19 protein-coding genes and 5 pseudogenes are annotated in these 24,030 nt (G+C 70.5%); 4 read left to right on the top strand and 20 right to left on the bottom strand.

What is annotated here, in order from left to right; genetic code table 11:
- Positions 1-3: 3 nt before the first annotated feature.
- Positions 4-957 carry a DMT family transporter gene (locus CP969_RS00640; RefSeq protein WP_016828417.1) on the bottom strand — a complete coding sequence of 318 codons (954 nt, stop codon included), beginning with the start codon at positions 955-957 and terminating at the stop codon, positions 4-6.
- Between the two features lie 193 nt (positions 958-1,150).
- Entirely contained in the window at positions 1,151-2,029 is an 879-nt protein-coding gene (locus tag CP969_RS00635) for an NAD-dependent epimerase/dehydratase family protein (protein WP_016828418.1), read from the bottom strand.
- Between the two features lie 130 nt (positions 2,030-2,159).
- Between CP969_RS00635 and CP969_RS00630 the strand changes: the two genes are divergently transcribed.
- Positions 2,160-3,059, top strand: a complete 900-nt coding sequence (locus tag CP969_RS00630) for a LysR family transcriptional regulator (protein ID WP_016828419.1) — start codon at positions 2,160-2,162, stop codon at positions 3,057-3,059.
- A 207-nt stretch (positions 3,060-3,266) separates the two neighbouring features.
- Here the strand turns inward: CP969_RS00630 and CP969_RS33460 are convergent.
- Positions 3,267-4,532 (bottom strand): annotated as a pseudogene (locus CP969_RS33460) (transposase).
- Positions 4,533-4,850: 318 nt separating this feature from the next.
- Between CP969_RS33460 and CP969_RS00615 the strand changes: the two are divergent.
- Entirely contained in the window at positions 4,851-5,564 is a 714-nt protein-coding gene (locus CP969_RS00615; RefSeq protein WP_016828422.1) for an IS6 family transposase, read from the top strand.
- Positions 5,565-5,842: 278 nt separating this feature from the next.
- Here CP969_RS00615 and lmr(A) read toward each other — a convergent pair whose 3' ends face one another.
- Positions 5,843-7,252, bottom strand: coding sequence for a lincomycin efflux MFS transporter Lmr(A) (lmr(A), locus tag CP969_RS00610; protein ID WP_051044475.1), 1,410 nt, complete (start codon positions 7,250-7,252; stop codon positions 5,843-5,845).
- 498 nt (positions 7,253-7,750) lie between these two features.
- On the opposite strand from lmr(A), the pseudogene CP969_RS34720 reads away from it, so the two are divergent.
- Positions 7,751-8,734 (top strand): annotated as a pseudogene (locus CP969_RS34720) (IS701 family transposase); the annotation flags it as partial.
- A gap of 27 nt (positions 8,735-8,761) precedes the next feature.
- On the opposite strand, the pseudogene CP969_RS00600 reads toward CP969_RS34720, so the two are convergent.
- The 4 genes and pseudogenes from CP969_RS00600 to CP969_RS00585 all read right to left on the bottom strand — a co-directional run.
- A pseudogene (locus CP969_RS00600) lies at positions 8,762-9,328 on the bottom strand (IS3 family transposase); the annotation flags it as partial.
- 18 nt (positions 9,329-9,346) lie between these two features.
- Positions 9,347-9,634 (bottom strand): IS3 family transposase, encoded by a 288-nt coding sequence (locus CP969_RS00595; RefSeq protein ID WP_171817519.1) that lies wholly within the window; start codon positions 9,632-9,634, stop codon positions 9,347-9,349.
- A gap of 98 nt (positions 9,635-9,732) precedes the next feature.
- Positions 9,733-10,794: an IS110 family RNA-guided transposase gene (locus CP969_RS00590; RefSeq protein WP_016828320.1), complete on the bottom strand. Its 1,062-nt coding sequence runs from the start codon at positions 10,792-10,794 to the stop codon at positions 9,733-9,735.
- A gap of 242 nt (positions 10,795-11,036) precedes the next feature.
- Positions 11,037-11,324: pseudogene (locus tag CP969_RS00585) on the bottom strand (transposase); the annotation flags it as partial.
- A 47-nt stretch (positions 11,325-11,371) separates the two neighbouring features.
- On the opposite strand from CP969_RS00585, the pseudogene CP969_RS33455 reads away from it, so the two are divergent.
- Positions 11,372-11,638, top strand: a pseudogene (locus CP969_RS33455) (NF041680 family putative transposase); the annotation flags it as partial.
- An 8-nt stretch (positions 11,639-11,646) separates the two neighbouring features.
- Here CP969_RS33455 and CP969_RS00575 read toward each other — a convergent pair.
- From CP969_RS00575 to CP969_RS00525, 12 genes are all read right to left on the bottom strand, one after another.
- Complete coding sequence (locus tag CP969_RS00575; RefSeq protein WP_004993782.1) at positions 11,647-11,859, bottom strand: hypothetical protein; 213 nt, start codon at positions 11,857-11,859, stop codon at positions 11,647-11,649.
- 10 nt (positions 11,860-11,869) lie between these two features.
- Positions 11,870-12,592 (bottom strand): PIG-L deacetylase family protein, encoded by a 723-nt coding sequence (locus CP969_RS00570; protein ID WP_016828426.1) that lies wholly within the window; start codon positions 12,590-12,592, stop codon positions 11,870-11,872.
- A 12-nt stretch (positions 12,593-12,604) separates the two neighbouring features.
- Positions 12,605-13,894 (bottom strand): phosphodiester glycosidase family protein, encoded by a 1,290-nt coding sequence (locus tag CP969_RS00565; RefSeq protein ID WP_016828427.1) that lies wholly within the window; start codon positions 13,892-13,894, stop codon positions 12,605-12,607.
- On the bottom strand, positions 13,891-14,898 hold the full coding sequence (locus CP969_RS33450; RefSeq protein WP_223887010.1) for a phosphotransferase enzyme family protein: 1,008 nt from the start codon (positions 14,896-14,898) through the stop codon (positions 13,891-13,893). Before CP969_RS33450 ends, CP969_RS00565 begins: the two co-directional genes overlap by 4 nt.
- Positions 14,895-16,409 carry a Gfo/Idh/MocA family protein gene (locus CP969_RS00560; RefSeq protein ID WP_016828429.1) on the bottom strand — a complete coding sequence of 505 codons (1,515 nt, stop codon included), beginning with the start codon at positions 16,407-16,409 and terminating at the stop codon, positions 14,895-14,897. The genes CP969_RS33450 and CP969_RS00560 overlap by 4 nt, the downstream gene beginning before the upstream one ends.
- A gap of 46 nt (positions 16,410-16,455) precedes the next feature.
- The gene (locus CP969_RS00555; RefSeq protein ID WP_016828430.1) at positions 16,456-17,601 is read right to left on the bottom strand and encodes an LLM class flavin-dependent oxidoreductase; all 1,146 of its coding nucleotides are present in this window, start codon (positions 17,599-17,601) and stop codon (positions 16,456-16,458) included.
- Positions 17,602-17,634: 33 nt separating this feature from the next.
- The gene (locus tag CP969_RS00550) at positions 17,635-18,741 is read right to left on the bottom strand and encodes an Ldh family oxidoreductase (RefSeq protein ID WP_223887009.1); all 1,107 of its coding nucleotides are present in this window, start codon (positions 18,739-18,741) and stop codon (positions 17,635-17,637) included.
- 75 nt (positions 18,742-18,816) lie between these two features.
- Positions 18,817-19,713: an aminoglycoside phosphotransferase family protein gene (locus CP969_RS00545; RefSeq protein ID WP_016828432.1), complete on the bottom strand. Its 897-nt coding sequence runs from the start codon at positions 19,711-19,713 to the stop codon at positions 18,817-18,819.
- A gap of 176 nt (positions 19,714-19,889) precedes the next feature.
- Complete coding sequence (locus tag CP969_RS00540; protein ID WP_016828433.1) at positions 19,890-21,239, bottom strand: hypothetical protein; 1,350 nt, start codon at positions 21,237-21,239, stop codon at positions 19,890-19,892.
- A 180-nt stretch (positions 21,240-21,419) separates the two neighbouring features.
- Positions 21,420-22,604 (bottom strand): GNAT family N-acetyltransferase, encoded by a 1,185-nt coding sequence (locus CP969_RS00535; protein ID WP_016828434.1) that lies wholly within the window; start codon positions 22,602-22,604, stop codon positions 21,420-21,422.
- Between the two features lie 14 nt (positions 22,605-22,618).
- Positions 22,619-23,158, bottom strand: coding sequence for a MaoC family dehydratase (locus CP969_RS00530; RefSeq protein WP_004993795.1), 540 nt, complete (start codon positions 23,156-23,158; stop codon positions 22,619-22,621).
- A complete protein-coding gene (locus CP969_RS00525; RefSeq protein WP_016828436.1) occupies positions 23,155-24,030 on the bottom strand; it encodes an HpcH/HpaI aldolase/citrate lyase family protein in 876 nt (291 codons plus the stop codon). Before CP969_RS00525 ends, CP969_RS00530 begins: the two co-directional genes overlap by 4 nt.

The following is a 24,030-nucleotide window of genomic DNA, read 5'->3' as shown; positions in this document are numbered from 1 at the left end:
GGATCACTTCGCGGTGGTGTTACGAGGGCGTCGGGAGGCAATCCAGACGGCGCCAAACGTGAGCAACGCACCGAGGACGGTGAGGACGGAGGGGGACCGACCGCCCGAAGGGACCAGGAAGTCCAGGGCGATCGAACTGGCGAGCTGCCCCGCGATAGAGGCCATGCTCAGCAGCAGGACACCGATCCGGCGCACCAGGAACGCCGAGGCGCCGATGAACACCACGCCGCACAGACCACCGAGGTAGACCCACAAGCTGGTGGGCAGCGGGTCCCCCGCGGTCCCCTGCACGAGTGTTTTCACCCCCCAGGCCGCGGCGAGGAACACCGCACCGACAAGGAAGTTGAGCCAGGTCGCTGCGATCGGCGAGCCCGACGCGGCCGTCGTCGCTCCGTTGAGTGCCTGCTGCACACCGAGGAGGAAGCCGGCGGCGATGGCGGCGAGGGCCGGCAGGATGATCGTGGCCGGCGCGAGGGTGTCGGCGAAACGGGGCAGGGCGGACACGACTGCGGCCACCAGGATGACGGCCGCTCCCGTGAGCCGGGCGGCGCCCGGGCGCTGCCGCAGGCCGCCGCCGATACCCCGGCTGTCCACGATCAGACCGCCGAAAGTCTGACCGGCGATGGCCGACACGGTGAACATGGCGACTCCAGTGACCAGCGCGGCGGTGGACTGGGCCAGGGCGAACGTGCCGCCGAGCACACCGGCCAGCAGGTACCGGCGGGGGAGCCGGCCATCCCGTGAAGCGCCGGCCAGGCGGCGCAGCGCGCCGCGCAGCCCGGGGGAGAAGAGCGCGAGGAGGGACAACAGGACGAGTCCGCCCGAGAAACTGATCGCCGCCGCGGCGATGCCGTCGTCGAGGCGATGACTCAGCTCGCCGTTCAGACGGGCCTGTACCGGCACCACCATGCCGGCTGCGATGGCTGCCGCGACGGCCAGCGAGCCGCCGCGAGGCACGGATGGGCGGGACTGTTCCGCCGACTGGGGACCGGGCCCAGCAGGACGGCGATGACCTGACCCGGTTGGAGCGGTGGGAGTACTCATGCCGAAGTTCCTCAAGAAGGGTTGCGGCCGGGCAGGGCCCGGTCGGCCCGGCCGCCGATGGCCGGTCGGGTCCCGCCTGCGGCGGGGCCCGGGGCGCGGTCCTTTCTCAGAAGTCAGTACGCGCGATGTCGTCGAGGACCGACGGTCCCGTGGGGGTCCAACCCAGGACACGCCGGGCCGTGTCGCCCGAAGCCTGCTGGTCGAGGAGAAGGGCCTCGCCGAGCAGGCCGAGCCGGTCGAGCGTCTGCACGACGGGTTCGGGCTCGACGCGTCCGGCCAGGCCGACGGAGCGGCTCACCGCTTCGGTGATCTCCCGTACGGTCGGGTTCGTACCGCTGGCGCCGATGAAGTACGAACGGGCCGGGGCCTTCTCCAGCGCGAGCACGTAAAGCTCGGCCAGGTCGTCCACGTGCACGGTGCTCCAGTGCTGGTCACCGGAACCGATCATGGTGAGCGCCGGGGTGTTTCCGGTGGTTCGAGGACCGGCGGCGACGAGGTTCAGCAGACCGCCGCCGTGGCCGTACACCACTGCCGGTGCGATGACCGAGGTCCGGACGCTCTGCGCGTCGCGCACGAGCTTGTCGAGCGGCGCCCGCCAGGCGGTCAGCCGCGGGGCGTTCATTCCGGACGACTCGGTGATCGCCGAACCGCTGCCGTGCAGCCAGACGCCGGTGGTGTGCACGAACGGCCGGTCCGTGTTCCGCAGCGCGTGCAGGAAGCTGGTGACGGCGACCTCGTCGACGGTCGCGCTGGTCTCGTCGCCTGGCGACGCCAGGTGGATCACGCCGTCGCTCGCAGTCGCGAGTTCCTCCAGGGCGTGGCCATCTGCCAGGTCGGCAACCGCAGGCTCGGCGCCCTTGGCCCGCACCAGCTCGGCCTTCTCGGCTGAGCGGACCAGGGCAGTGACCTGGTGGCCGCCGGAGATGAGCCGATCGAGCACCGCGGCTCCGATGTAGCCGGTGCCGCCGGTGAGCAGTACGCGCATGGTCGTCCTCTTTCGCTGACGTTTCCTGGTCCGGACGTTGGCCCGCACGACAACAGTCGCCCTGCCCGGCTATCGTGTCCAACGAATGTTTTCGAATATTCGATCGGGCATACCGATGAATGAGGTGAGTGTGGACCAGAAGCGGCTGGAGTACTTCATCGCCGTCGCCGAGGAGCTGAACTTCACGCGGGCGGCTCAGCGGCTGCACGTCACTCAGTCCACGCTCTCGGCCGGCATCAAGGCCCTAGAGCACGAACTCCGGACCGAACTGCTCCTCCGCTCCACGCGGTCGGTCAGACTGACGGAGGCCGGCTCGGCGTTCCTCCCCGAGGCGCGGACCGCGATCGAGGTACTCGACCGGGCCCGGGCGGCAGTGGAGCCGCTCTCCACGGGGCTGCGCGGCAGCCTCACCGTTGGCGTCCTCAGCGGGCTGACGGTGATCGACGTACCCGCGCTGGCCGGTGAATTCCACCGCCGTCATCCCGAGGTCCGGTTGCGTACCGAGACCTCCCAGCGGGGAACCTCCGGGCTGATCGAGCGGATCAAGGAGAGCCACGTCGACGTGGCCTTCGTAGGAGCCGACATCAAGGACGAACACCTCAGATCGAGGGCCATCAAGAGGTACGAGGTCCAGCTGCTGGTCCCCGCCGATCACCCACTGGCCCGCCGGAAGCGTGTGCGGCTCAGAGACATCGCCGGGGAATCCTTCGTCGACATGCCCGCCGGTTTCGGGCAACGCCAGATCGCGGACGACGCGTTTACGAAGGAGGAGCTGTCTCGGCGGGTCCTCATCGAGGTCTCGGACATCACCACGATCGCGGACTACGTGGCGCACGGCTTGGGCGTGGCGCTGCTGCCCCCGGACTTCGCCGCGGCGGCCGGGGACGCCGTTTGTACCGTCCCCCTCGCGGACGCCCGACTGGCCTGGACGCTCAGCGTGGTCGCCTCCGCGACGCGTCCGCCGACGCGGGCGCTGCATGCCTTCCTCGACCTGATCCCACACCACATCCGGCGCGACCGCGTGTTCTGAACGGACATCCCCGGCCGCGTCCGGATCACTTCCCGAAATCCACCGGGCTCGCGTGGGCGGGGTACTTGCTCATGACCGGTGACCCGGTTGAAGGCGTTCATGGAGATCGCGATCCAGATCACCGCGCCACGAGCCCGGGGCAGCCACGCGTCGGGGTCTCGCCACGCGAGACGCCTGTACGGCCCCCGCTCGCAGTGCTGCGCAGGTTCATTTGTTCTCCACGGTGGATCGCGCCGCCTGGTCGGCCGGGGCCCGAGAGCATGGTATGGAGGCCGCGGCGAGGCTGAGGCGGGTGCCCATGTCGAGGTTGACCTCGCCGTAGGGCCGGACGTGGGACCAGAACAGCGGGGTCAGGCCGCACCGGTCCGCAGGCGTGAGGAGGTCCACCCACTCCGGTTCGCCGAGGATGTCCTGGACCATCAGAGTGTTCACGAAGACCAGAGCCGATTGCAGAATCCGCAGGCACAGGACGAACATCTCCTGCTCGTCGCGCCGGTTCGATGCGATCTCCCCGCCCTTGCCGTAGGCGATCACGAAGTTCGCGCCGTTGGAGGACTCCATCACGTTCAGGCCCTCCTCGATCTCCCGCTGAAGGTCCCTCAGCCGCAGATAGCGGGCCACGAAGATGGTCTTCTGGGCGCGGCCGACCTCCAACATCGCCGCGTAGGTGGGATGGGAGGCGTTGCGGGTGAAGCGGCGCAGGATCGCCTCGGTGGACGCGGTACGGGTCCGGATCGCGGTCGCGTACTTGATCATCTGGTCGTACTACTGGGCGATGAGTTCCCAGCGGATCGGACGGGTCAGCGCCGGGGTGAGCTGCGGGTAGGCGTCCGGTTCGCCGGCCACCGGCCGGTACAGCTTCACGTTGTTGATCCGCTTGATGCGCGGCAGCAGGTCGAAGTTCAGCAGCCTCGTGACGCCGAACTCGATCTCCGACTGGCCATGACTGTCTGTGTAGTTGGCCTCGACGTCCATGGTGGTGCCGTGCCGCATCGCCCCCTCGGCCATCGCGGCGACCTCGGAGGCGGTGCAGTTGATCAGCTGGGAGTGGATGGCCAAGGACTTCTTCTCCACGTGCCAGTAGATGAGCACCCCACGGCCGCCGTAGCGCGAGTGCCACTCGGTGAAGAGGTTCTGGTCGTAGGCCCGCACGTGCGTGGAGTCGGAGGCAACCGCGGTCGAGCCCTGGCCCCACAACTCGGTACTGCGGGCGGCGAAGGTGGCGTTCGCGATCTCGATGGCGATCTGCCGGGCCGTCTCCGGGGTCAGGTACCGGCGGCGGACGTAGCGCAGTTCGTCCTCGGTGTGGCCGTGGCCGCCGGAGGCGACGGCCTTGATCCCGGTGTTCGTGCCGTAGGCGTAGATCACCAGGAGCAGGCGCTCGGCCAGGACCTCCGCCGAAAGGCTGCCGCCGCCGGAGACGGAGGTGACCGCGTCCAGACACCCGGTACGCAGCACCGCTTCCTTGCGCATGTCGACGAGCGGCACGACGCCCCACCGACGCTGTACCTCGCTCTTGATCCGGCGCAGGTTCTTCGGCTCGGGCTGAGCCTCGGCCGGGGCCAGCCGGATCGCCCCGGACTTCCGCTCGGCGATGTCCAGCCAGCCCAGCCTGGGCATCCGGTCATTCAGCAGCGTCAGTTCGGTGGTCATCTGCTCGCGCAGTTCGTCGACGAAGACGGCCGCGTCCAGCGGTTTGCGCAGCTCTCGGTAGGGTGTTGTCAGGTTGAGCGGAGCCCTTCTCCGGTGGCATGATCATCTGTCTGGTGGGGGTCGCTGGAGGGGCTGCTCGTGGACGCGCCGTCGTACCAGGGTTTCCGCTTCCCGCCGGAGATCATCGCGCACTGCGTGTGGCTGTACCACCGCTTCGCCCTGAGCCTGTGCGACGTCGAGGAGCTGATGCTGGAGCGCGGCATCGAGGTCTCCTACGAGACGATCCACCAGTGGACGCGCCGGTTCGGCCCCGCCTACGCCAACGCGCTGCGCCGGCGCCGCCCGAAGCCGGGCGACAAATGGCATCTCGACGAGGTCTTCGTCAAGATCCAGGGCCGGCAGCGGTACCTGTGGCGCGCGGTCGACGCCGACGGCAACGTGCTCGACATCCTCGTCCAGAGCAAGCGGGACACGGCCGCAGCCAGGCGCTTCTTCCGGAAGCTGATGAAGAAGACCCGGTCGGTGCCGCGGGTGGTGGTCACCGGCAAGCTCCGCTCCTACGGTGCGGCCCACCGCGAGGTGATGCCCTCGGTCGAGCACCGCTCCCACCAGGGGCTGAACAACCGGGCCGAGAACAGCCACCAGCCCACCCGGCAGCGCGAGCGCGCCATGAAAGGCTTCCGCTCGATGGGTGCCGCGCAGCGGTTCCTGGCCGAGTTCAGCGGCATCTCACCCCACTTCCGGCCCCGCCGCCACCTGATGACCGCACCCGAATACCGCACCGAGATGACCGTCCGCTTCGCCGTCTGGGACCAGATCACCGGAACCACAGGCCGACCCGCCGCAACCTGAACCACCGTCACCATCACGGCCAGCCCCGTCCCGAAACCGCGCGCATCCCCAAGTACTCACTCAACCTGACAACGCCCACGGAACTTATCCGGGAGTCGGCGCGACCGCACCGCCACGGTCTCTCGATTTCCGGTGCATTACCGCGGATAGGAAATCGGTAATCGGCGGCGGGGGCAAGCCTCGGGGAGTGCGGACGCGCGAGGGCCCGCGCCCGGCGGATGGTGCCGGACGCGGGCCCTCGACCGCTGGGCTGCCGCGGCCTCCGTTACGCGGTGCGGTCAGTCCTGCGGCTCCTGCGGGGCGGCGAGACGGCGGCGCGGGGACATGGCCAGAAAGGCGACGACGGCCGCGATCAGACCGGCCGCGGCGAGACCGTACGCCACGGTGAACGGGTCCCAGCCGCCGCTGAGGTGGGGCGAGAAGCCGACGCTGACGTAGACGGCGATGCCGCTCGCGCCGCCGAGCTGGTCGGCGCAGCGCTGCACCCCGGACGCCACGCCCGCGTCGGCCTCGGTGACCGCGTGCAGGGCGGCGTTCTGGAGGGCGACCAGGCCGGTGACCATCCCGCAGGCGAGCAGGATCATGCCAGGGAAGACGCTGGTGACGAGCGAGTCGTCACTGGGCAGCAGGGCGAAGCAGCCGATGCCGAGGACCGCGAGCACCATGCCGAGCACCGCCGCACCGGTGATGCCGATGCGTTCGATGAGGCGGGGCACGAGGGTCGAGGCGAGGATGAGGCTGACGGCGAGGGGCAGGAAGGAGAGTCCCGCCTCGATGGGGGACAGGTCGCGCTCTTCCTGAAGATGCATGGTCAACAGGAAGAAGGAGGTCGACAGGGCGGCGCTGAGCAGGACCGTGGCGCCGTTGGCGACCATGCGGACGCGGTTCCTGAAGAACGTCAGGGGCACCAGGGGCTGGGGCGTGCGCCGTTCGACGGCGACGAACGCGGCCGCGCACGCCGCGGCCGCGAGCAGGCTCCCCAGGGCGAGCGACAGCCGGGGCTCGTCCTCGCCCAGCTCGATGACGCCGAAGATGAGCAGCAGCGGCGCGGCCGTGAAGAGCAGTGCGCCGGGCAGGTTGATGGGGGCGCGGTCGCTCGTCTCGTCCTTCTTGACCAGCAGCAGCACGGCGACGAGGACGAGACTGACGAGGGGAATGTTGATCAGGAAGATCCAACGCCAGCTGAAGAGCTGGGTGATGACCCCGGAGAGCAGGAAGCCGAGGACGAGGCCGACGCTCGCGACCGACGCCCACACGCTCAACGCCTTGGAACGGGCGGTGGGTTCAGGGAAGAGCAGCGCGATGAGCGACATCGCGGCGGGCAGGGAGAGGGCCTCGCCGGCGCCCTGCCCGAACCGTGCGAGCACGAGCAGCTCCAGGTTCGGGGCGAGACCTGCGGCCAGGGACGACGCGCCGAATAGGAAGGCGCCGAGCAGGAGGGTCCGCCGCCGCCCGAAGAGGTCGGCGACGCGCCCGCCCACCATGAGCAGACCGCCTCCCATGATGGTGTATCCCGTGACGACCCAGGTGAGTTGGCGGGTGTCGACGTCGAAGCTGTCGCGGATGGCGGGCAGGGCGATATTCACGACGGTCACGTCGACCGCGATGAGGAGCTGGAGCACGGCGAGGAAGACGAGGGGGACCCAGCGGGAGCGGGACAGGGTGGTGGCGTGAGCCGGCACAGACATGGAGAGAACAACTCCGGTTTCCAGGGAGGCGTGCGCGGAAGCACGGGGAGCACAGGGACGGGAAAAGGCCTGCTGCACGACCGGCGCAATCTGCGAAGCCCGCGTCCGCGGCCGTCGACCCTCGCATCACACCGAGGGCTCACCAGCGCGACGGAAGCCGATCACCCGCTGGGGCACGCCTGCCTGTCGCTACGGCTGTGCCGGGGTCGGCCCGTCATCGCACGGGCAGCTGCCGGTCGTTCCCTGGAAATCTTTAAATTCCGCTCACGGGCGCCACTTTAACATTCACCGCGGGCCGCCGGCCGCGGGATCGTCCGACCCGTCGGCCCTCCGTATGGAGCACTCCCGGCGTGCGACACCGACCGCGCCCGCACTAGTACTCCAGTTGCGGTTCGCTATCTCTGCTGGTCAGAGGCGTCTTCTTGGGTCTGTTGGGCTGCCGTGGCGTCCGGTGCCGGAAGTTCGTAACCTCCACCGTCGCGGTCCGTTGTGATTGTCATGCGGGATGTGCGGCCCGACGTCTGGTCGGCGGAGTTGGAGGAGGTGCTTGTGCGGGTCGGTCACCGGTTCGGGCGAGTGGACCTACGGCGGCAGATGCGGGCCTGCATCCATGGCCTGCTCGGCCCGGTGGGCCGGAAGAACAGTCCCCGCAGGGGCCAACCCCCAGGCAGCCGGCCGAGTACGCGGGCCACCGCACCCCTGCGGGTCTGCAGAATCTGCTGAACCGTGCACGCGGGAGTCCTGACGCGGTGCGTGACGACCTGCAGGAGTACGTCGCCGAGAAGCTCGGGGAGCCGGACGGTGTGCTGATCATCGACGACACCGGCTTTCTGAAGAAGGGCACGGTCGCGGCCGGCGTCCAGCGGCAGTACTCGGGGACTGCCGGCCGTACGGAGAATCCCCCAGAGGGAGTACCCCCAGCCAGATCGGGGTCTTCGCCGCCTACGCTTCCCGGTACGGACGGGCACTGGTGGACCGGGAGTTGTATTCCCCGGAGGGGCCGACCCCCAGCCGAAGTCCTGGATCGGCGACCGGGACCGCTGCGAGGCGGCGAAGATACCCGACGACCGCGACTTCGCGACCAAGGGCGATCTCGCCAAAGCCATGATCCAGCGGGCCCTGGCCTCGCCACTGCCCATCGCCTGGGTGACCCATGGCCGGGAATGGCGGCTGCGGCGGATGCTGGAGGAAGCCGGCGTCGGCTACGTCCTGGCCGTCCCGAAGTCCCAGCCCGTCCCCGTACTGGGCCGGATCGATCTCGTCATCGCCCAAGCACCGGACGAGGCCTGGGAACGTCATTCCTGCGGTGACGGGGCGAAGGGGCCGCGCGTCTACGACTGGGCCGCGGCGAAACTGCCGGTCATCTACGACTTCGACGGTGATCAGCCCATGCACGACCGGTGGGTTCTGGCCCGCCGCAGCCTCGCCCGGCCGGAAGAGATCGCCTACTACCTCGCCTACGCACCCGTCGGCACCGAGGTTTGAACCGTTCCGGGTTCGGTAGAGATCTCAGACGTTGGGTGTGACCTGGGATTTCGTGGTTGCGAGGTAGTGGTTGTTCTCGTATTCGACCGGTGGGACGTGGCCTATCTCACCGTGGAGTCGCCGGTGGTTGTACCAGTCGACGTACTCGGTGGTGGCAAGCTCGACGTCGGACAGCGTCTTCCATGGTCGCCGGGGCTTGATCAGCTCGGTCTTGAACAGGCCGATCGTGCTCTCCATCAGGGCGTTGTCGTAGGCGTCGCCGACCGATCCGATGGAGGCGGCGATGCCGGCGGCGTCCAGGTGGTCGGCGAGCCGGAAACTCGTGTATTGCGACCCGGCATCCGAGTGGTGTATCAACTCGCCCGGCCGAACGGGGTGTTGTTCGCGGTCGCGTTGCCACAGTGCCATCTCCAGGGCGTCCAGCACGAAGACCGTTTCCTTCACGGTGGCCGCGGACCAGCCGACGATCCGGCGGGAGAAGGTGTCCACGACGAAGGCGACGTAGACGACACCGGCCCAGGTCTTCACGTGGGTGAAGTCCGCGACCCAGCAGCGGTTCGGGGCGCCGGCGACGAAGTTGCGGTCGACGAGGTCCGGGGCCCGGTCGGTCTAACCGCCGGGCAGCGTGGTGATCACGCGCCGGCCGCGGACGGCGCCGGTGATGCCGAGCTCGCGCATCAGCCGTTCGACGGTGCAGCGGGCCACCGTGTGGCCCTGCCGGTTCAGCTCCCGCCAGATCTTCCTCGCGCCGTAGACACGGTAGTTGGCCTCGAAGACCTCGTTGATCTGCTCCTTCAGCTTGGCGTCTCGCACGGTTCTGGCGGACGGCGTGACCTGTCGTTTGTGGTGGGCGTAGTAGGTGGCAGGGGCGATCTTGCAGTCGTGTGCGCTCAGCACGCGGCAGATCGGCTCGACACCGGCGAAGCGGTCCCGGTGCTCGTCGATGAAGGCTACGAGCGCGTGTGTGGCCGGTCGAGCTCGGCGATGCTCCTATGTCAAGCCGCAACGGACAGCCGCAGGTCGGCCGGGGACGCGGCAGGCTGAGTGTCGGACTCATCGGCGATCAGGGCCCGGAAGACGCGGTCGGAGACACGGCGCCGCAACAGGCGCACGGCCTCCTTGGGCGTCTTGCCCCGGGCCAGCTGCTTGGCGAAGTATTCAGCGCCTTCCCCACCCCGCCGGACCTGGGTGACCGCGATCATGTGCAGTGCATGGTTGATGGACCGGTTCCCTCCCCGGTTGAGGCGGACGCGGACCTTGTTCGAGGACCAGACGGGGATCGGGGCCGTGCCAGTGAAGTGCGCGAACGCGTCCTTCGACTTGAACCTCGAGGCACCAGCCGCCTCGCCGATGATGACGGCGGCGCTGATCACGCCGCATCCAGGGATGTCCAGCAGCGAGGGGGCCAACGCTTCCACCAGCCTGCGCAGCCGCACTTCCAGTCCATTGATCTGCACGGTCAGCCTGCGGCACTCACCGACAAGGTCGCGAGCGATCTCCGCGACCACGCCCTGGTGGCCGTCGAGCTCGGCATCCAGCAGATCGAACACGCACAGACGGCGTAACCCCCGCGACGGCACGGGAAGCTCTGGGTCGATCTCGTGCAGGAACCAGCGCAGCTTGTTCGCCGCGGCGGTACGGCTCCGCACCAGCCGACGACGGTGGTCGACGAGCAGCTTCACATCCCGAGCGGGTCCAGCGAGGCTGGCGCGGGGCAGGTCAGGTTCACGCAGCGCCACCCGCGCGACCGCCTCGGCGTCGATCGGGTCCGACTTCCCCCGTTCCCGGGCCGAGCGACGGGCCCCAGCCATGAGCCGTGTGTGCACCCGCACCACGGCGTGGCCGGCCAGGAGCAGATCGGCCTCGAACCTGCGGGTCAGATGGCGGCAGTCCTCGATGGCGAGCACCACCTGCCCGAACCGGGCGACCCACTTGAGCGCCTGAGCATGACCTGCCGGTGTGGCAGCGACCGTGATGTCGTCCGCCCTGCGTCCCAACTGGTCGACCGCGACCAGCGTGTGCGTCTTCTTGTGACCGTCGATGCCGACAACGTGCAAGGGAACCTCCCCAGGCCCGTGGAGAACTGACCGGTGTCTCCACCACGGGGGCACGCCTCAATCGGGCTCGCGCGGCACGCTCCTATCAGGCCACTCCGGGGCGGAGACCTGGGCCAGCGGGGCGGCACATCGCCGACAAGCCACCGTTGCCGGGGCAGCAAAGAAACGAGCCAGCCCCGCCGGTTCCTGTCACTGTGTCACCACCCGTAGGCCAGTGTCCCAGAGACTGTCATTGACGCGAAGAAAGACGCCGCGGCCTTGAGGATCTCGTTCGCCCGCTTCAGCTCGGCGTTCTCCTTCTTCAGCCGCTTCAGCTCGGCGGACTCCTCCGTCGTGGTACCCGGCCGGGTACCGGCGTCGATCTGGTCCTGCCGCACCCACTTGCGCAGCGTCTCGGTCGTGCCGATCCCGAGCTTGGACGCGACCGCTTTCATCGCAGCCCATTCAGTGTCGTGGTCGGGCCGCACCTCGGTGACCATCCGCACCGCACGACGGCGCAGCTCAAGCGGGTAGGGGGAAGGACGTGCCATGACTCGATCCTCTTAAATGATCGAGTCCCTACCGAACCCGGAACGGTTCACTCCGGCGTCCCTGGGAGAAGACGACGCCACCGAACAAGCTCACCCCGGCGCGAGTCCGGCGAGGGTTCCGGAACCTCCGCGCGAAAACGCCGTCGCCAGCGCGTGCACCGAAACCCTCCCGGCCTGGCCTCGGGCGCCCGCCCGGCTCGAAGAACCGGCGGCCGGCCACCCGTCATGACGTAGGACGCGTCCTCGCCACCGGCCAGGCATACAGCCGCCCCACCCATCACAAGGTAGGAACCAAACCACGGCGCGCTGGATAAACGACAAGCTAGAGCCAATAGGTGCCACGGATCTCGTTCAGGGCGCTGGTCTCGGTGCCGGGTTGGTGGACGCGGGCGACGACACCACCGGGCAGGCGCCAGATGCCGTTGTCCAGAGCACGGATCAACTGCGCCTGCCCGGCGTCGAAGCCGGCGCGGAGGCAGGCTTCCCGCAGGGCGGGACGGGTTTCCTCGCCACCGTACGTAAGTGTGCTGCTCATCGGGTGTGCCTCATTGGTCGGGTGGTGGACGGGTGCCGGAGGTATGGGACTGCGGTCGGTGCCGCATCTCCGGGCGGGCGGCGGCCGGGCGGGAGGCGTGGACGATCTGACGGGCGGTGCGGAACATCTCGGCGCCGTGGGCATCATCGGGGAAGTGTTCGACGACGCGGTGGTGCACGTGCTGCCGGTACGCCAGTTCGGTCAGGCCGCTGAAGACCGCCATGTCGAGCTGCTGCTGCGAGGTGAAGCAGGCCAGGGCGGCCTGCTTGGCCGCCAGGAGGTCGGGGGTGCCGACAAAGTGGAGGTTCGGCTCAAAGTCGTGGCTGTAGGGGGAGCGGAAGTAGCACAGGTCGTCGGCTTCGCGCAGCGCCACGGTGGTGACCTCGTCTGCCGTGATGCGGTGGTCGAGGTGCTGGTCATAGGGGAAGTGGGTGTAAACGACGTCGGGGCGTCGCTCCCTGAAGGCGCGGAAGAGCTCTCGGTTGATCTCCACGCGGCGTTCCACGAACTCGTTGTCGGGGATCCGGGAGAAGGAGTACTCCGCTACTCCGAGAAGCGCGCCGGCGGCCAGGCACTCGGATCGGCGCCGTTCGGCGCCCTCGGGGGTGGACGCGCCGGGGCTGAGGCAGTGCACCCGCACGTGGTCGCCGATGAGGGCGTGATCGTGCATGCGCATGCCCATGGCGATTTCGGCGTCGTCGGGATGGGCCACGACGATCAAGACGTCGGTCACGGGTTGGGCCTTTCACGAGCGGGGCTTGAGGATGATGGCGCTGTGCAGGGCGCGGCCCTGCAGTCCCTGCCAGTGGAACGGCTCCGTGGCGGCGGTCGGCCATCGCAGGTAGTGCATGCTGCCGACTACGCGGGGCCTACCGGCGTGCCGGTAGGCAATCTTTGAGGAGGCGCCGCCGTCGAGGTGGTAGACGTGGCGGGGGTCGAGGCCGTCGGCCGCGCAGAGTTCGGCGGTCTCTTGCGGGGTGGCGCCGCGGAAGGTGTCCGTGTTCGGGGCGCCGTCGAGGATCTGCAGCGCCAGCCGGCCGTCGTGCAGAGCGATCAACGTTCGGGCGTGCCGGGTGCTCCGGAACGGGGACTTGCCCAGGGAGGCGTCGTAGGCGGCGGTGAGCCCGTCCGCGGCGTCGGCGACGCTCGGTCCCAGGGAGATGCCCGACTGGAGAGTGCCCACTTCGTGGCCGGTGATCTCGGTGATCTCCACGGGCGCACCGAGAGTCACGTCCGCCACGGGACGGTCGGCGCGCAGGATGAAGCTGCCGCTGAAGAGGTCGCTGCCGCCTCCGGGCCGGATCTGGCTCACCCGCAACCCGCGCTCCGGACTGCCGGTCACCACGTAGTCGACGGCCGAGGCGGACAGGGGGGTGACATTGGACGGTCGGTCGACGTGGCGGAGGAAGCCGGTACGTGGGTGGTCGCGGTGGCGGATCTCGCAGTTCGCGGCGCCGTAGACGACCAGGGGCGCGGACGGGTCCGGGGACGGTCCGGGTTCCTTGGAGCCGATCCACCGGTAGGGCCGGCCGCCGAGGGTAAGTGTCCCGCTCGCCGGGAGGGGCATGATCACGGGTCGACCGTCGCGCACGAGCAGCGCGGGCTTTTCGGCGGTCGGCGCGCTGATCACGGTGCCGCTTCGGCAGCAGAAGTCCAGGCACGGTTCGGCAGGCTGGTAGGCGGGATCGTCGGAGATGAATGCGAACGAGCCGCTCACGGCCGCCAGGATGCTGCCGGACACCAGATCGGGCAGGTGGAAGGTGTCGGGTCGGGAGTGCACCTCGGCCTGGACGGCGTCGAGATCGAGGGTGAGCGTGTGGACGTTGGTGAAGCTCCCGGCGCCCAGGTCCGCGCACCGGCTGCGCAGGCGGACGCCGGGCGCGAGCGCGAGGTCCCGGTCGGTGACGCGGACCGCGAAGGCGCGCTGATCCCGGACAAGGGCTTGGACGTCCGGGACGTCGTAGCCGTGGGCGCGAAGTACCCGGATTGCTTCCCGGTCTTCGTGGCTGCGAGCACGTGCGGTGGGCATCGTCATGCGGGAACCGTCCCCGGCTGGGCGGCGCGGACGAGGTCCTGGAGGGTGAGCGGCCCGTGGTCGAGCAGGGTGCGCGTCCGCCCGCGGTAACGGTCGGCGAGCGCGGTCGGCTGTCCGAGTGAGTAGGGGACGACGCCGTTGCCGAGGCGGTAGAGGACGACGCCGGCGGCCACGGTGGCGGTCAGCGCTGCGTCTGACCGCGTGAGGGTCCGCTTGCCCTGGTAGCCCATGAGCAGCGCCGTGACCAGAGCGGGAAGTTCGTGCGGGCGGCTGAGGTGGTGGATCAGCAGGTGTCCGGCGAAGTAGCCGAGGTCGTAGAGCGGCCAGCCGTGATGGGCGTTGTCGAGGTCGCACAGGCCGATCCGCGCGCCGGTGAGGCTGATGTTCTTCGGCGCTAGGTCCCCCAGGACGAGTTGGCCCTCAGGGCGGTCGGCCATCTCCGCGCAGGCCGCGTCCAGAGCGGGATGGCCCAGGGAGCGCAGGGCGAAGTCCCGCTGATAGGCAGGGAATCGCGGGTCGAGGGCCTGCCGTTGCGGTGCGCGTGCGTCGCGGGTGGCCTGGTGGATGCGGCGCAGCGTGCGGCCCAGGCGTGCTATTTCGCCGACGGTGGCGGATCGCTCGAGCAGGTGCTGGTGGTAGGTGCGGCCGTCGGGGAACACGTCGCTGAGCACCATCGCGTGCGTGTCGTCGTGGAAGGCGAGAACGCGCGGGAAGACGCCGGGCGCTGCGGCGTGGTAGAGCTCCAGCAGTCGGCGCTCGGCACCGATGAGTGCCGGGTCGGCGCGCAGGGATGGGATGCGGGCGAAGTGTTCCCGGCGGATTTTGATGATCACGCGGCTGGCGGGGCCGCGGACGGAGAAGACGTGGGCGACATTGCCGCCGCTGACCCGCTCGATCACCAGGGGAACGCCTGTGTGAAGGCGGCAGTCGGCGAGCACGCGGGGCAGGGCCTGGCCGAGGAGATCGTCCAGGGACGGCGGGGACACTGTGGGGGAGGCGTTCACCGCCCGATCACCTCCCGGGCCCGGACCGGTGCGGGGGTTGCGGCGAGCGGCGGCGTCAGGCTCAGCGTGACCTCGGGCGAGGCGCCGCTCCACCGGTGGGCCATCGACAGGTAGGTGCCGGCCATCAAGGCGGCGGCCGTGTGGTGGGTGGTGAGGTCGGAGCGCATCTGGTGTCGGTCGCGCTGCCCGTTGAGGTAGAGGAGGAACTCGTGCACGCTGCGCCGCCGCGAGGACTGCTGGGTCGGCGCCGCGATCCGGCCGTCCACGGTGGTGGTGAGGGCGTCGTGGCCGAGGCGGGTGTACGGCTTCCAGCCGGGCCGGAAGCGGTCGTTGCGGAAGACGTGCACCTCGATGTGCCGGTCCCCGCCGGTCGCGTAACGGTCGTCGGCGCAGGAGTCGTCCTCCAGGGTCTGTAGGGAGTGCAGGTGCAGTGCCTGGAAGGGGCCTTGCTGGATGATGTGCGTCTCCTGCCGCACGCGGCCGTTGCCCTTGTAGAGCGCGGCGGCGGGGGCGAGATTCCCGCGCTGGGAGAAGCCGTTGTGGAACAGGTTGAGGGTGACGAGGGTGAGGGTGCGTCCGGCGCCGGTGAAGGCCAGGGAGATACTCGCGTCCACTTCGCCGAAGCCGTGAAGGCCGTTGCGCAGCTCGGCCTCGGTGTACCGGTTGCGGGCGGCGAAGCCGTCGAAGAGCCGCTCGTAGTCGTCGACGCCGAGCTGCGCCAGGAGGTCGATGGGCCGGGTGACCTCGGCATGGACGCGCACCGCGTCGGCGATCTTGCCGCTGGCGTCACCCGCGGCCAGCAGCCACGGGATGATGTCGAAGAAGTGGTAGCCGCTGTGGGCGCACTTGCCGTAGCCGCGGTTGTAGCCGTGGTAGTCGAGGTCGAGCAGTTCGTCCGGCAGGCGCCACTGGCCGTCACCGTGGAAGGACTGCACGGAGGTGACCGGGCAGCCGGTCGTCTCGGCGACCTCGGCGATGAGGTCGCGCAGCTGCCAGAACGCCGGGTGGTAACGGCGCTGGGACTGCACGCTCACCACGACGTCCGGACGGTGCCGACGGGCGAGCTCGTAGCGGGTGAGAAGGTCCTCCACGTCAGTGAGGATCGCGCCGGCCTGGGCCGGGTCGGTGGAGGCGTTCGCGCGCACGCCCAGCGGTTTGTCCAGCAGGACGCTCAGGCCCCGCTCGAGCGCCCAGCGGGCGTAGATCATGTGGAAGGTGGGTTCGGTGGCCACCACCACCGCGTCGATGCCGCGACGGGCCACGAGGCCGTCCAGGGTCTGGCGTACCGCGTCCGGCAGCGTCTGTTCCCCGGCGGAGAACGGCACGATGGGGGTCACCGGCAGGTCGCGCGGTCCGTCGTCGCTGTCGAAGACGGTCAGGACGCTGGCGGCGCCGAGGACGTCCACCCCGCTGACCGTGCCGACCAGGCCGTCTCGCTGTCCGGCGGCCAGGGCGGGCAGATGGGAGCGGCGGGCATGCGGACCGACGCCGATCACCAGCACATTCTTCATGTCCTCTCCTTTCACTTCCGCGTGCGGGGACGGTGGGGCTCGGGCCTCATCGGCGTCTCTCCGGCGCGAGCCCGCGGCGGCGCAGCTCGGGCAGGACACCTTCGCCGACCATGTACGCCTCCTCCAGGTGCGGGAAGCCGGACAGGATGAACTCGTCGATGCCCAGGCCCGCGTACTCGGCGATCCGGTCGGCGACCTCGGTGTGGCTGCCGACCAGCGCCGTTCCGGCACCGCCGCGCAGCAGCCCCGCCCCGGCCCAGACGTTGGGGTAGATCTCCAGGTCGGACGGCGTCCAGGAACCGTCGCGGAACCGTGCGTGCAGGGCCCTCATCCGTGCCTGGCCGGTCGACTCGCTGGCCGCCAGCAGGTCCTGCACCCGCTCGACGTGGGCGGGGTCGAGACCGACGAGGAGGCGCTCGGCTGCGGCCCAGGCTTCCGCGCTGGTATCGCGGGTCACGACGTGGAAGCGGATCCCGAACCGCACCTGCCGGTCGCGCTGACGGGCGAGTTCGCGGATCCAGGAGAGTTTCCGGGCGACCTGGTCGGGCGGCTCGCCCCAGGTGAGGTAGGTGTCCGTGTGGCGGGCCGCGACGGGCCCGGCCTCCGGCGAGGACCCGCCGAAGTACAGGCGCGGCAGCGGGTCGGGCGGGGCGGGGACCGTCGCACCGACGACGTCGTAGTGCTCGCCCTTGAAGCTGAAGGGCTCGCCGCTCCAGGCGCCGCGCAGCACGGTGAGGAACTCGTCGGTGCGAGCGTAGCGGTCGGCTTTGACCAGGTGGTCGCCGAAGCGGGCCTGCTCGTCGCGTTCGCCCCCGGTGACGACGTTGAGCAGCAATCTGCCGGCGGACAGGCGCTGGAAGGTGCTGGCCTGCTGCGCGGCCAGGGTGGGGGAGATCAGGCCGGGGCGGAAGGCGACCAGGAACTTCAGCTGTTCGGTCTCCTGCGCGAGCGCGGCGCAGGTGAGCCAGGCGTCCTCGCACCATGTCCCGGTGGGGGTGAGGACGGCGTCGAAGCCGACCGCCTCGGCGGCCTGGGCGATCTGCGTCAGGTAGCCGATCGTCGGGGCCCGGAACCGGTCGGCCGTGACCAGGGCCGCATCGTCAGCGGCGGCCTCCGGGCCGTGGGTACCTCGGGTGCCCACGGTCAGGGACCGGCCGTCGCTGGCGGTGGGCAGGAACCAGTGAAAGCGCATCGCGCACTCCAGACGTCCAGAGATCCGGGAAGGTCAATCGGAGGTGAAGTCGCCGGCCGCGCGGGCCTGCAGCCGCTTGTAGAGGGCTTCGTCGAGTGTGAGGCGGCCGGTCTTCCGGGCGCGGGCCGCACGGTCCTTGCCCTCCTGGCCGGGCACGCGTACAGACCCGCCCTCACGCGTCGCGGCCTGCCGGACCGCATCGGTGAGGCTGGCGTTGGCCACCAGATGCTCCTCGCCCTGGCCGGCGAAGGTCGGGTCGAGGGCGATGAACGTGTAGCCGGTGGTCCAGGTGGAGTCCACGCGCTCTCCCATGGGGAAGCCGAAGAGCGAACCGGTGAGGATCTGGATGAGCAGGGAAAGGGCGAAGCCGCGGTGCTCGCCGAAGACCATCGCCGCGCGGGCGGCGTCAGGGTCGTCAGTGAACGCGCCGTGCTCGTCAACGAAGCAGTCTGGGGGCAGCGGGGAGCCGGAGCGCCGTGCCTCCCAGAGCACGCCCATGGGGGCCAGCGTGGTCGACATGTCCGCGCTGACCGTGCTGTCGCTGGTCGGGAAGGCGAAGCTGACCGGGTTGACGCCGAGGAAGGGGGTCCGGGCGCCGTGCACTGTGGCTTCCGGGCGCGAGGTGTTCGCCACCAGGCCGACCAGGCCCCGCTCGGCGATCTGCTCACTCCACGACGCGAGGATGCCGTAGCGCTGACAGTTGACCATGCCGACGACGCCCACGCCGAGCCGGCGTGCCTTGCGGGCGGCGAGACGGACGGCGAAGTCGGCGCTGAGCGGCCCGACTTCGCGCTGGCCGTCCACGACCGCCATGGCGCCGCGCTCGTGCTTGATGCGGGGCGGACCGACGCGCTGGGAGAAGAACTGCGACTCGAAGGCGAACTTGGCCAGGCCGTGCGACGGCTTCCCCCGCAGTTCGCCGTCGAGGTAGTGCTCGACAACGCGGTCGATCCCCTTGCCGGGGACGCCGGCCTGGGTGCAGGCGGTCGTCATGAGCGCCTGGACGTCTTCGATACCGACGTCCAGGCGGGCGGCTTGCGCCGGGCCGGACCGGTTTGAGGGGATGCTGCTGTCCTGCTCGGCGGGTCTGGCGCAGGCAGGTAAGGGCTGATGGGGGCCGGTCTCGTGGGCAGGTATCACGCGCGTCTCCGGACGTGGTGGTGGGCGGGAAGGCGGCGGGTCCCGGGCGGTGGTACGGCGCCCGGGGCGGGCGTGTCAGCGGGGGGCGCGAACCATGTGCTGAAGGACGGTGCGGCCGCGGTCGATGAGGACGGTGTCGGCCTTGGTCAGGCCGGTGCTGAGGTAGGAGACCCCCAGCCGGGCGGTGAGCAGTACGAGCGCGCGCTGCTCGGTCGACGACAGCAGCTGGCCGTATCCGGTGAGGAAGGCGTCACGCAGGTCGGGGCGGGTGGGCCACGCGGCGCCGCACAACCAGACGAGGTCCTCGACCGCGAGACCCGGCGCGGACTCCTCGAAGTCGATCAGGCTGTGATGCCCCGCTGCCTCGTCCCAGAGCCAGTTGCGGGGGGAGTAGTCGCCGTGCCGGTAGGCCAGCGGAAGGGCACGGGCGAGGTCGGGCAGGTTGTGGGCTGCGTCGCGGACGAGGTTCCGCTCGGCGGGGGCGAGCTGGTCACCGAGGCGCTCCAGGATCACGGCGGCCTCGTCGGCCTGCGCGGTCACCGACGCCCTGATGCGCTGGTGCTCGCGGTCGCCGATCGGCTCCGGGGTGTCGTGCCAGCGGCGCAGCAGGCCACCGGCGAGTCGGTGCACCCGCTGTTCTTCTGCCTGCTCCAGCGGCAGTCCGCGCACGACGCGGCCCGGGAGCGCGGAGAGCACGACCGCCGGCCGGTCCGGGTCACTGGCCAGCAAGCGCGGTGCCTCGTCCGCAGCGAGCGCCCGTGTCGCGTGCTCGCACCCCTGGACCTCCCGCTCGTATTTCTCGGTGGAGGGGTACAGCTTGACGAAGACCTCGCCGTGGTCCGTGCGAACGCGCCAGACGCGGGAGGCTCCGCGCGGCCAGGAGGCGTCCGTCACGGCAGCGGTGTCCATGCCGGTGAGGTGACGGGTGACCCACTGGTGCAGTTCCGGGGGCAAGGAGGTGGCGTGCGTCATGGGGCTGGCTCTTTCACGAGGTACGAGGAGGGCGTGGTGCGCGCAAGGCGGCGGTCCCTCGGGCAGATGTCGAATCTATTCAGGGGCCGGGTGGCATGAGGGCGCGTCCGACGCTGACGGCGGGCTACGGACCGTGTCCGCGCGCTGGCTGGACTGTTCGGTACGCGGTGGTGCGTTCATCTCGCCGCTCCCGCCTCGGTGATCAACTCGCGTTCCTTCAGGCGTTGCAGGAAGGCATACGTCCGAGGCTCGGCTGCCCAAGGTTCGAGGGCTGTGGCCACATCCTCGAGATAGGTCCGGGCACGGGTCGACTCCACCCGCTGCAGGAGCACCAGGGCCCGGTCTCCGTGGTCGAGTGCCTGGTCGAGGTCTCGTGCCTGGCAGGCCGCTGTGGCGGCGACGGCCATGCGAAGGCCCACGGCGCGCGTCTGATGTACGTCGGGCAGATCTCCTGCTTGGCGGCTCCAGCCGAGGGCGGCCTTGGGCTTGCGCAGGTCGCGGAAGATTTCGGTGGCGTCCGCGGCGAGGCGGCCGTGGGTGACGTAGGAGAGCCGTGGGGCGTCTCGAACGCCCGGGTTGATCTTGTCGAGCCAGGATTCCGCCCGGCTCAGCGCGGTGCTCGCCCCGGTCGCGTCCCCCATACGGGCCAGTGCGCGGGCCTCGGCCAGTTTGGCGAAGGCCAGGACCCGGCGGGAAGCGTGGCGGCGGCCGCGGTGGAAGGCCCCCTGGGCCATGTCGAGGGCCTGGTCAGGTGCGCCCTCCAGGATGGTGTGCAAGGCCATGGTGGTCAGGACGTAGGTGCCCATCTCGATGTCGCCGCCGGCGCGGGCCAGGCGCAGAGCCTGCACGAAGTGCTGCTGGGCGGCCGCGCTGTGCCCGGCGTCGAACGCCGCCCAGGCCGCGACGCGGGACAGCTCTGCGGTGATGGAGAACAGCTCGTGCGCGGTGGCCTCGCTGTGCCGGGCATCGAGCAGCGGCAGGGCCCGTTCGTTCAGGCAGCGCCGGATCGAGCTCAGCCGCCAGTTGGCGCCGCCGAACTGGGCATCCCACATACGGGCCTGCTCGGCCGCGTCCGTCAGCTCTTTCAGGTCCTCGGCTCCGATCAGCCGTCCGGCACTGCTGCTCCCGTGCTCGGCGGAGTCCGACGGGGGCGTCGGGTCCGTGGCGTCGGCGGGGACGGCGAGCCACCGGGTGACGGGCAGCACGTAGCCGGACGCGGCGAACGCACCGCCCGGTCCGTCAGCGGCGCTCCAGTGAGCGCGTGCGCCCTCGATGGCCTCCTCGCGGTCGCGAGGGAAGTCCCAGCCGCGCGGCGCGTCGTCGGGAGCTGCGCCCATGCCGATCTCCTCCACCGTGACCGTCCTGCCGATCCGCTCGCTCAACGCGGTGGCGATGTACTCGGGCACGGGGTCCTTGGGCGTTGCTCCGGCGAGCCAGCGCGCGACACTGCTGTGCTTGTACGCCGTGGCGATTCCGTCCCGCTCGGCCAGCTGGTTGACGCGGAACGCGAGACCCTTGTGACTCATGCGGTATCCGTTGAGAAGCACAGCGAGCGCCGCGTTCGGCGTTCTGGGCCGACGGCCGGTCATCGAGCCTCCCGGGTCGAAGAGCTTGGTGGTGCCGCGACTGCTCCGGGGGCCGGATCGGCGGGGCCGGTTCCGGCCCCTCGGTGCGGCAGGGCGGTCTGGTCTGGGGGGTGCGTGGGGTCAGAAGTACTCGGGCATCCACGGTTCGCGGTCTGCCGTGGCGCGGACGAGCTGGGCCACCAAACGGGGCTCGCCATGCACGCCGTCGAGGAGGGCCGCGGCCGGTGTGCGGTAGCCGCCCGCGTACCAGTGGGCGAACTGGCGGGAAGTGAGGCCGAGCTCGTGCCGTGCGCCGGGGTGGGGCGTCAGGTCTCCGGCGCCGGCGGTGACCCGCAGGAGCATGGGTGCGGAAGGGCTGTTGTCGTCGCCGCGCAGGGCGAGGGGGATGGTGAGGTCGAGGTCCTCGGGCCAGCCGCGGCGGCGCACTGCCTCGGCCGGGTCGAGGACGCGCAGCATCCAGGGGTGCCAAGACGTGGCGGAAGCGGCGCCGGCGTGGCGCAGATGGTTCTGCAGCAGTGGGACGGGCGGCAGGGCGGTGCGCTGGAACATGACGGTCGGGATCCGGCTGTGGTGGCGGCCGAGGAAGCCGAGCATGGCCGTGGCCGTCTCGGCGGTTGCCGCCCAGAAGTCGTGGACGACCAGGCGGCGGCCGCCGGCGCGGTCCCGGTCGAAGGCGATCGCGAGCAGGCCGTCCGGGGTGGGGCTGGGCAGGGCGAAGCGGTAGTGCGTCATGCCGGGGTGTTCGGCCTGCTGCCAGGCCGGCCACCAGGAGGGCCGCTGCCACGGCCCGTTCCAGTCATCGGCCAGCTCCTGCTGCTGTTTACGGGCCTGGTCGTCGGCGCCGTGGACGATGTCGAAGCGGGAGCCGTCGGCGATGCCGCGCAGTTCGTCGGTGGGCACCGTCCAGGAGTAGACCCGGCTCGGCGCGGCCCAGCCCATGCGGTGCCCGTACCCGGTGGAGGTCGTCCACGCGGTCGCCAGGACGGCGCCCTGCTCCTTCAGGGGCCGCAGCCGCTCTTTGAGCAGCGTCGACCACAGCCGGCTGCCCCGGGCTTCGGGGGCGATGCAGCCGCCGGCCAGGCAGGCGCCCGGTACCGGCCGGCCGCCGAAGAACTGGGGGACGGCGAGGGCCAGGCCGCCGCCGATGACGCGGCCGTCGCGCACGGCGACCCGGGCGTCGGCGTGCGCGCGCAGCCGGGCGACGTCCTCCACCTGGTGCCCGTAGGCGCGCACGGTCAGGTCCTGGTACTCCTGCCACAAGGCGTCATCGGCTTCGACGACGACCATCGGCGTGCTGCCCGGCATCGGTACTCCCTTCTTCAGTAGGCGGTGGCCGTACGGACCGCGGTCGCGTCGGCGGGGACGAGGAAGGCGCGGGTGAGGGTGATGACGCGCCGGTCGAACTGGTTGAACGCGGTGGTGCGGACGGTGACGACGCCCTGGTCGGGGCGGCTGGCCGAGGGGCGGGCGGAGAGGATCTCGGTCTCGGCGCGCAGGGTGTCTCCGACGTGCACGGGCTGTTCGAAGCGCACGTCGTCCAGGGCGAGGTTGGCGGTGGTCAGGCCGCTGATGGAGCGGACGCTCGCGCCGATGACCAGGCCCAGCGTGACGACTCCGCAAACCAAGGGCCGCTCCCTGCCCGTCCGTTCGCAGAACTGTGCGTCGGAGTGAACGGGGGCCACGTTGCCGGTCAACGCCAAGGTCATGGCGTGGTCGGTGTCGGTGACGGTCCGGGCCGGCCGGTGCTCGACGGTCTGGCCGACGAGAGCGCTGAACTCCTCCAGGCCGCGGCCGACAACCTCACGCAGCCGGCCCCCGCCGACCGTTCGATAGCCGCGCATAACGGTCGCCTCTGTCACTGGGTGCCTCCGTGGACGCTGGGGTCGGTGTCGTTCCCGGCTTTGTCGAGGACGGCGCGGGCAGCCGCGACGAGCGGGGGCCCCACCATCTGGTCACCGGCCCGGACCATCTGGCCGCCCGCCCGGTCAGCGGCACTTACGACCGCCTGGGCCTGCGCCACCTCTTCCTCGGTTGGGCAGAACGCCGCGCGGATGACAGGAAGTTGGTCGGGGTGTATGGCGCCTTTGCCGGTGAAGCCCAAATCGCGGGCCTCCTGAGCGTCGCGCAGCAAGCCCTCAGGGTCGCCGAGGTCGAAGTAGGGCGAGTCGATCGACGGGATGGCGTGGGCAGCGGCGGCCGCGGCGATGGACGAGCGTGCCCACCGCAGAGAGCCGCTGGTGCGGCGGCACCCGGTGGCGGCGGCGTAGTCGGCCGCCCCGAAGACGACACCGCACAGCACTGGCGAGGCGAAGATGTCGTCGAGGCGGAGCAGCGCGCGGGGCGTCTCGATCAGGGCGCAGACGCGCACGCCCGTCGCCGTCTCCCGGAGTGTCTGGGCCACCAGCTCCAGTTCGCGGGCGGACTCCACCTTCGGCACGAGCACGACGGTGTCGCGCAGACCGGCGGCGGCGAGCGCCACCAGGTCCTTCAGTCCGTGCACGGTGCCCGGCGCATTCACGCGCAGCCCGAGCATCGTCGCGCCGTGCACCGGCGCGGCGCCGAGATGGGCCAAGGCCACCGTACGGGCGGTGTCCTTGTCGCACGGCGGGACAGAGTCCTCCAGGTCCAGCAGGGCGACATCGGGCTGCGCGCGCAGCGCCGCTTCCAGCCGGCCGTCCGAGGGCGGCGTGATCAGCCAGGTACCGCCGGGCGCGGTGCGGGCCGCGGTCAT

Source organism: Streptomyces viridosporus T7A (assembly GCF_008704515.1).
GTDB classification, from domain to species: domain Bacteria; phylum Actinomycetota; class Actinomycetes; order Streptomycetales; family Streptomycetaceae; genus Streptomyces; species Streptomyces viridosporus.
The sequence above is the reverse complement of the archived record's forward strand: the minus strand, read 5'-3'. Positions and strand labels throughout refer to the sequence as shown.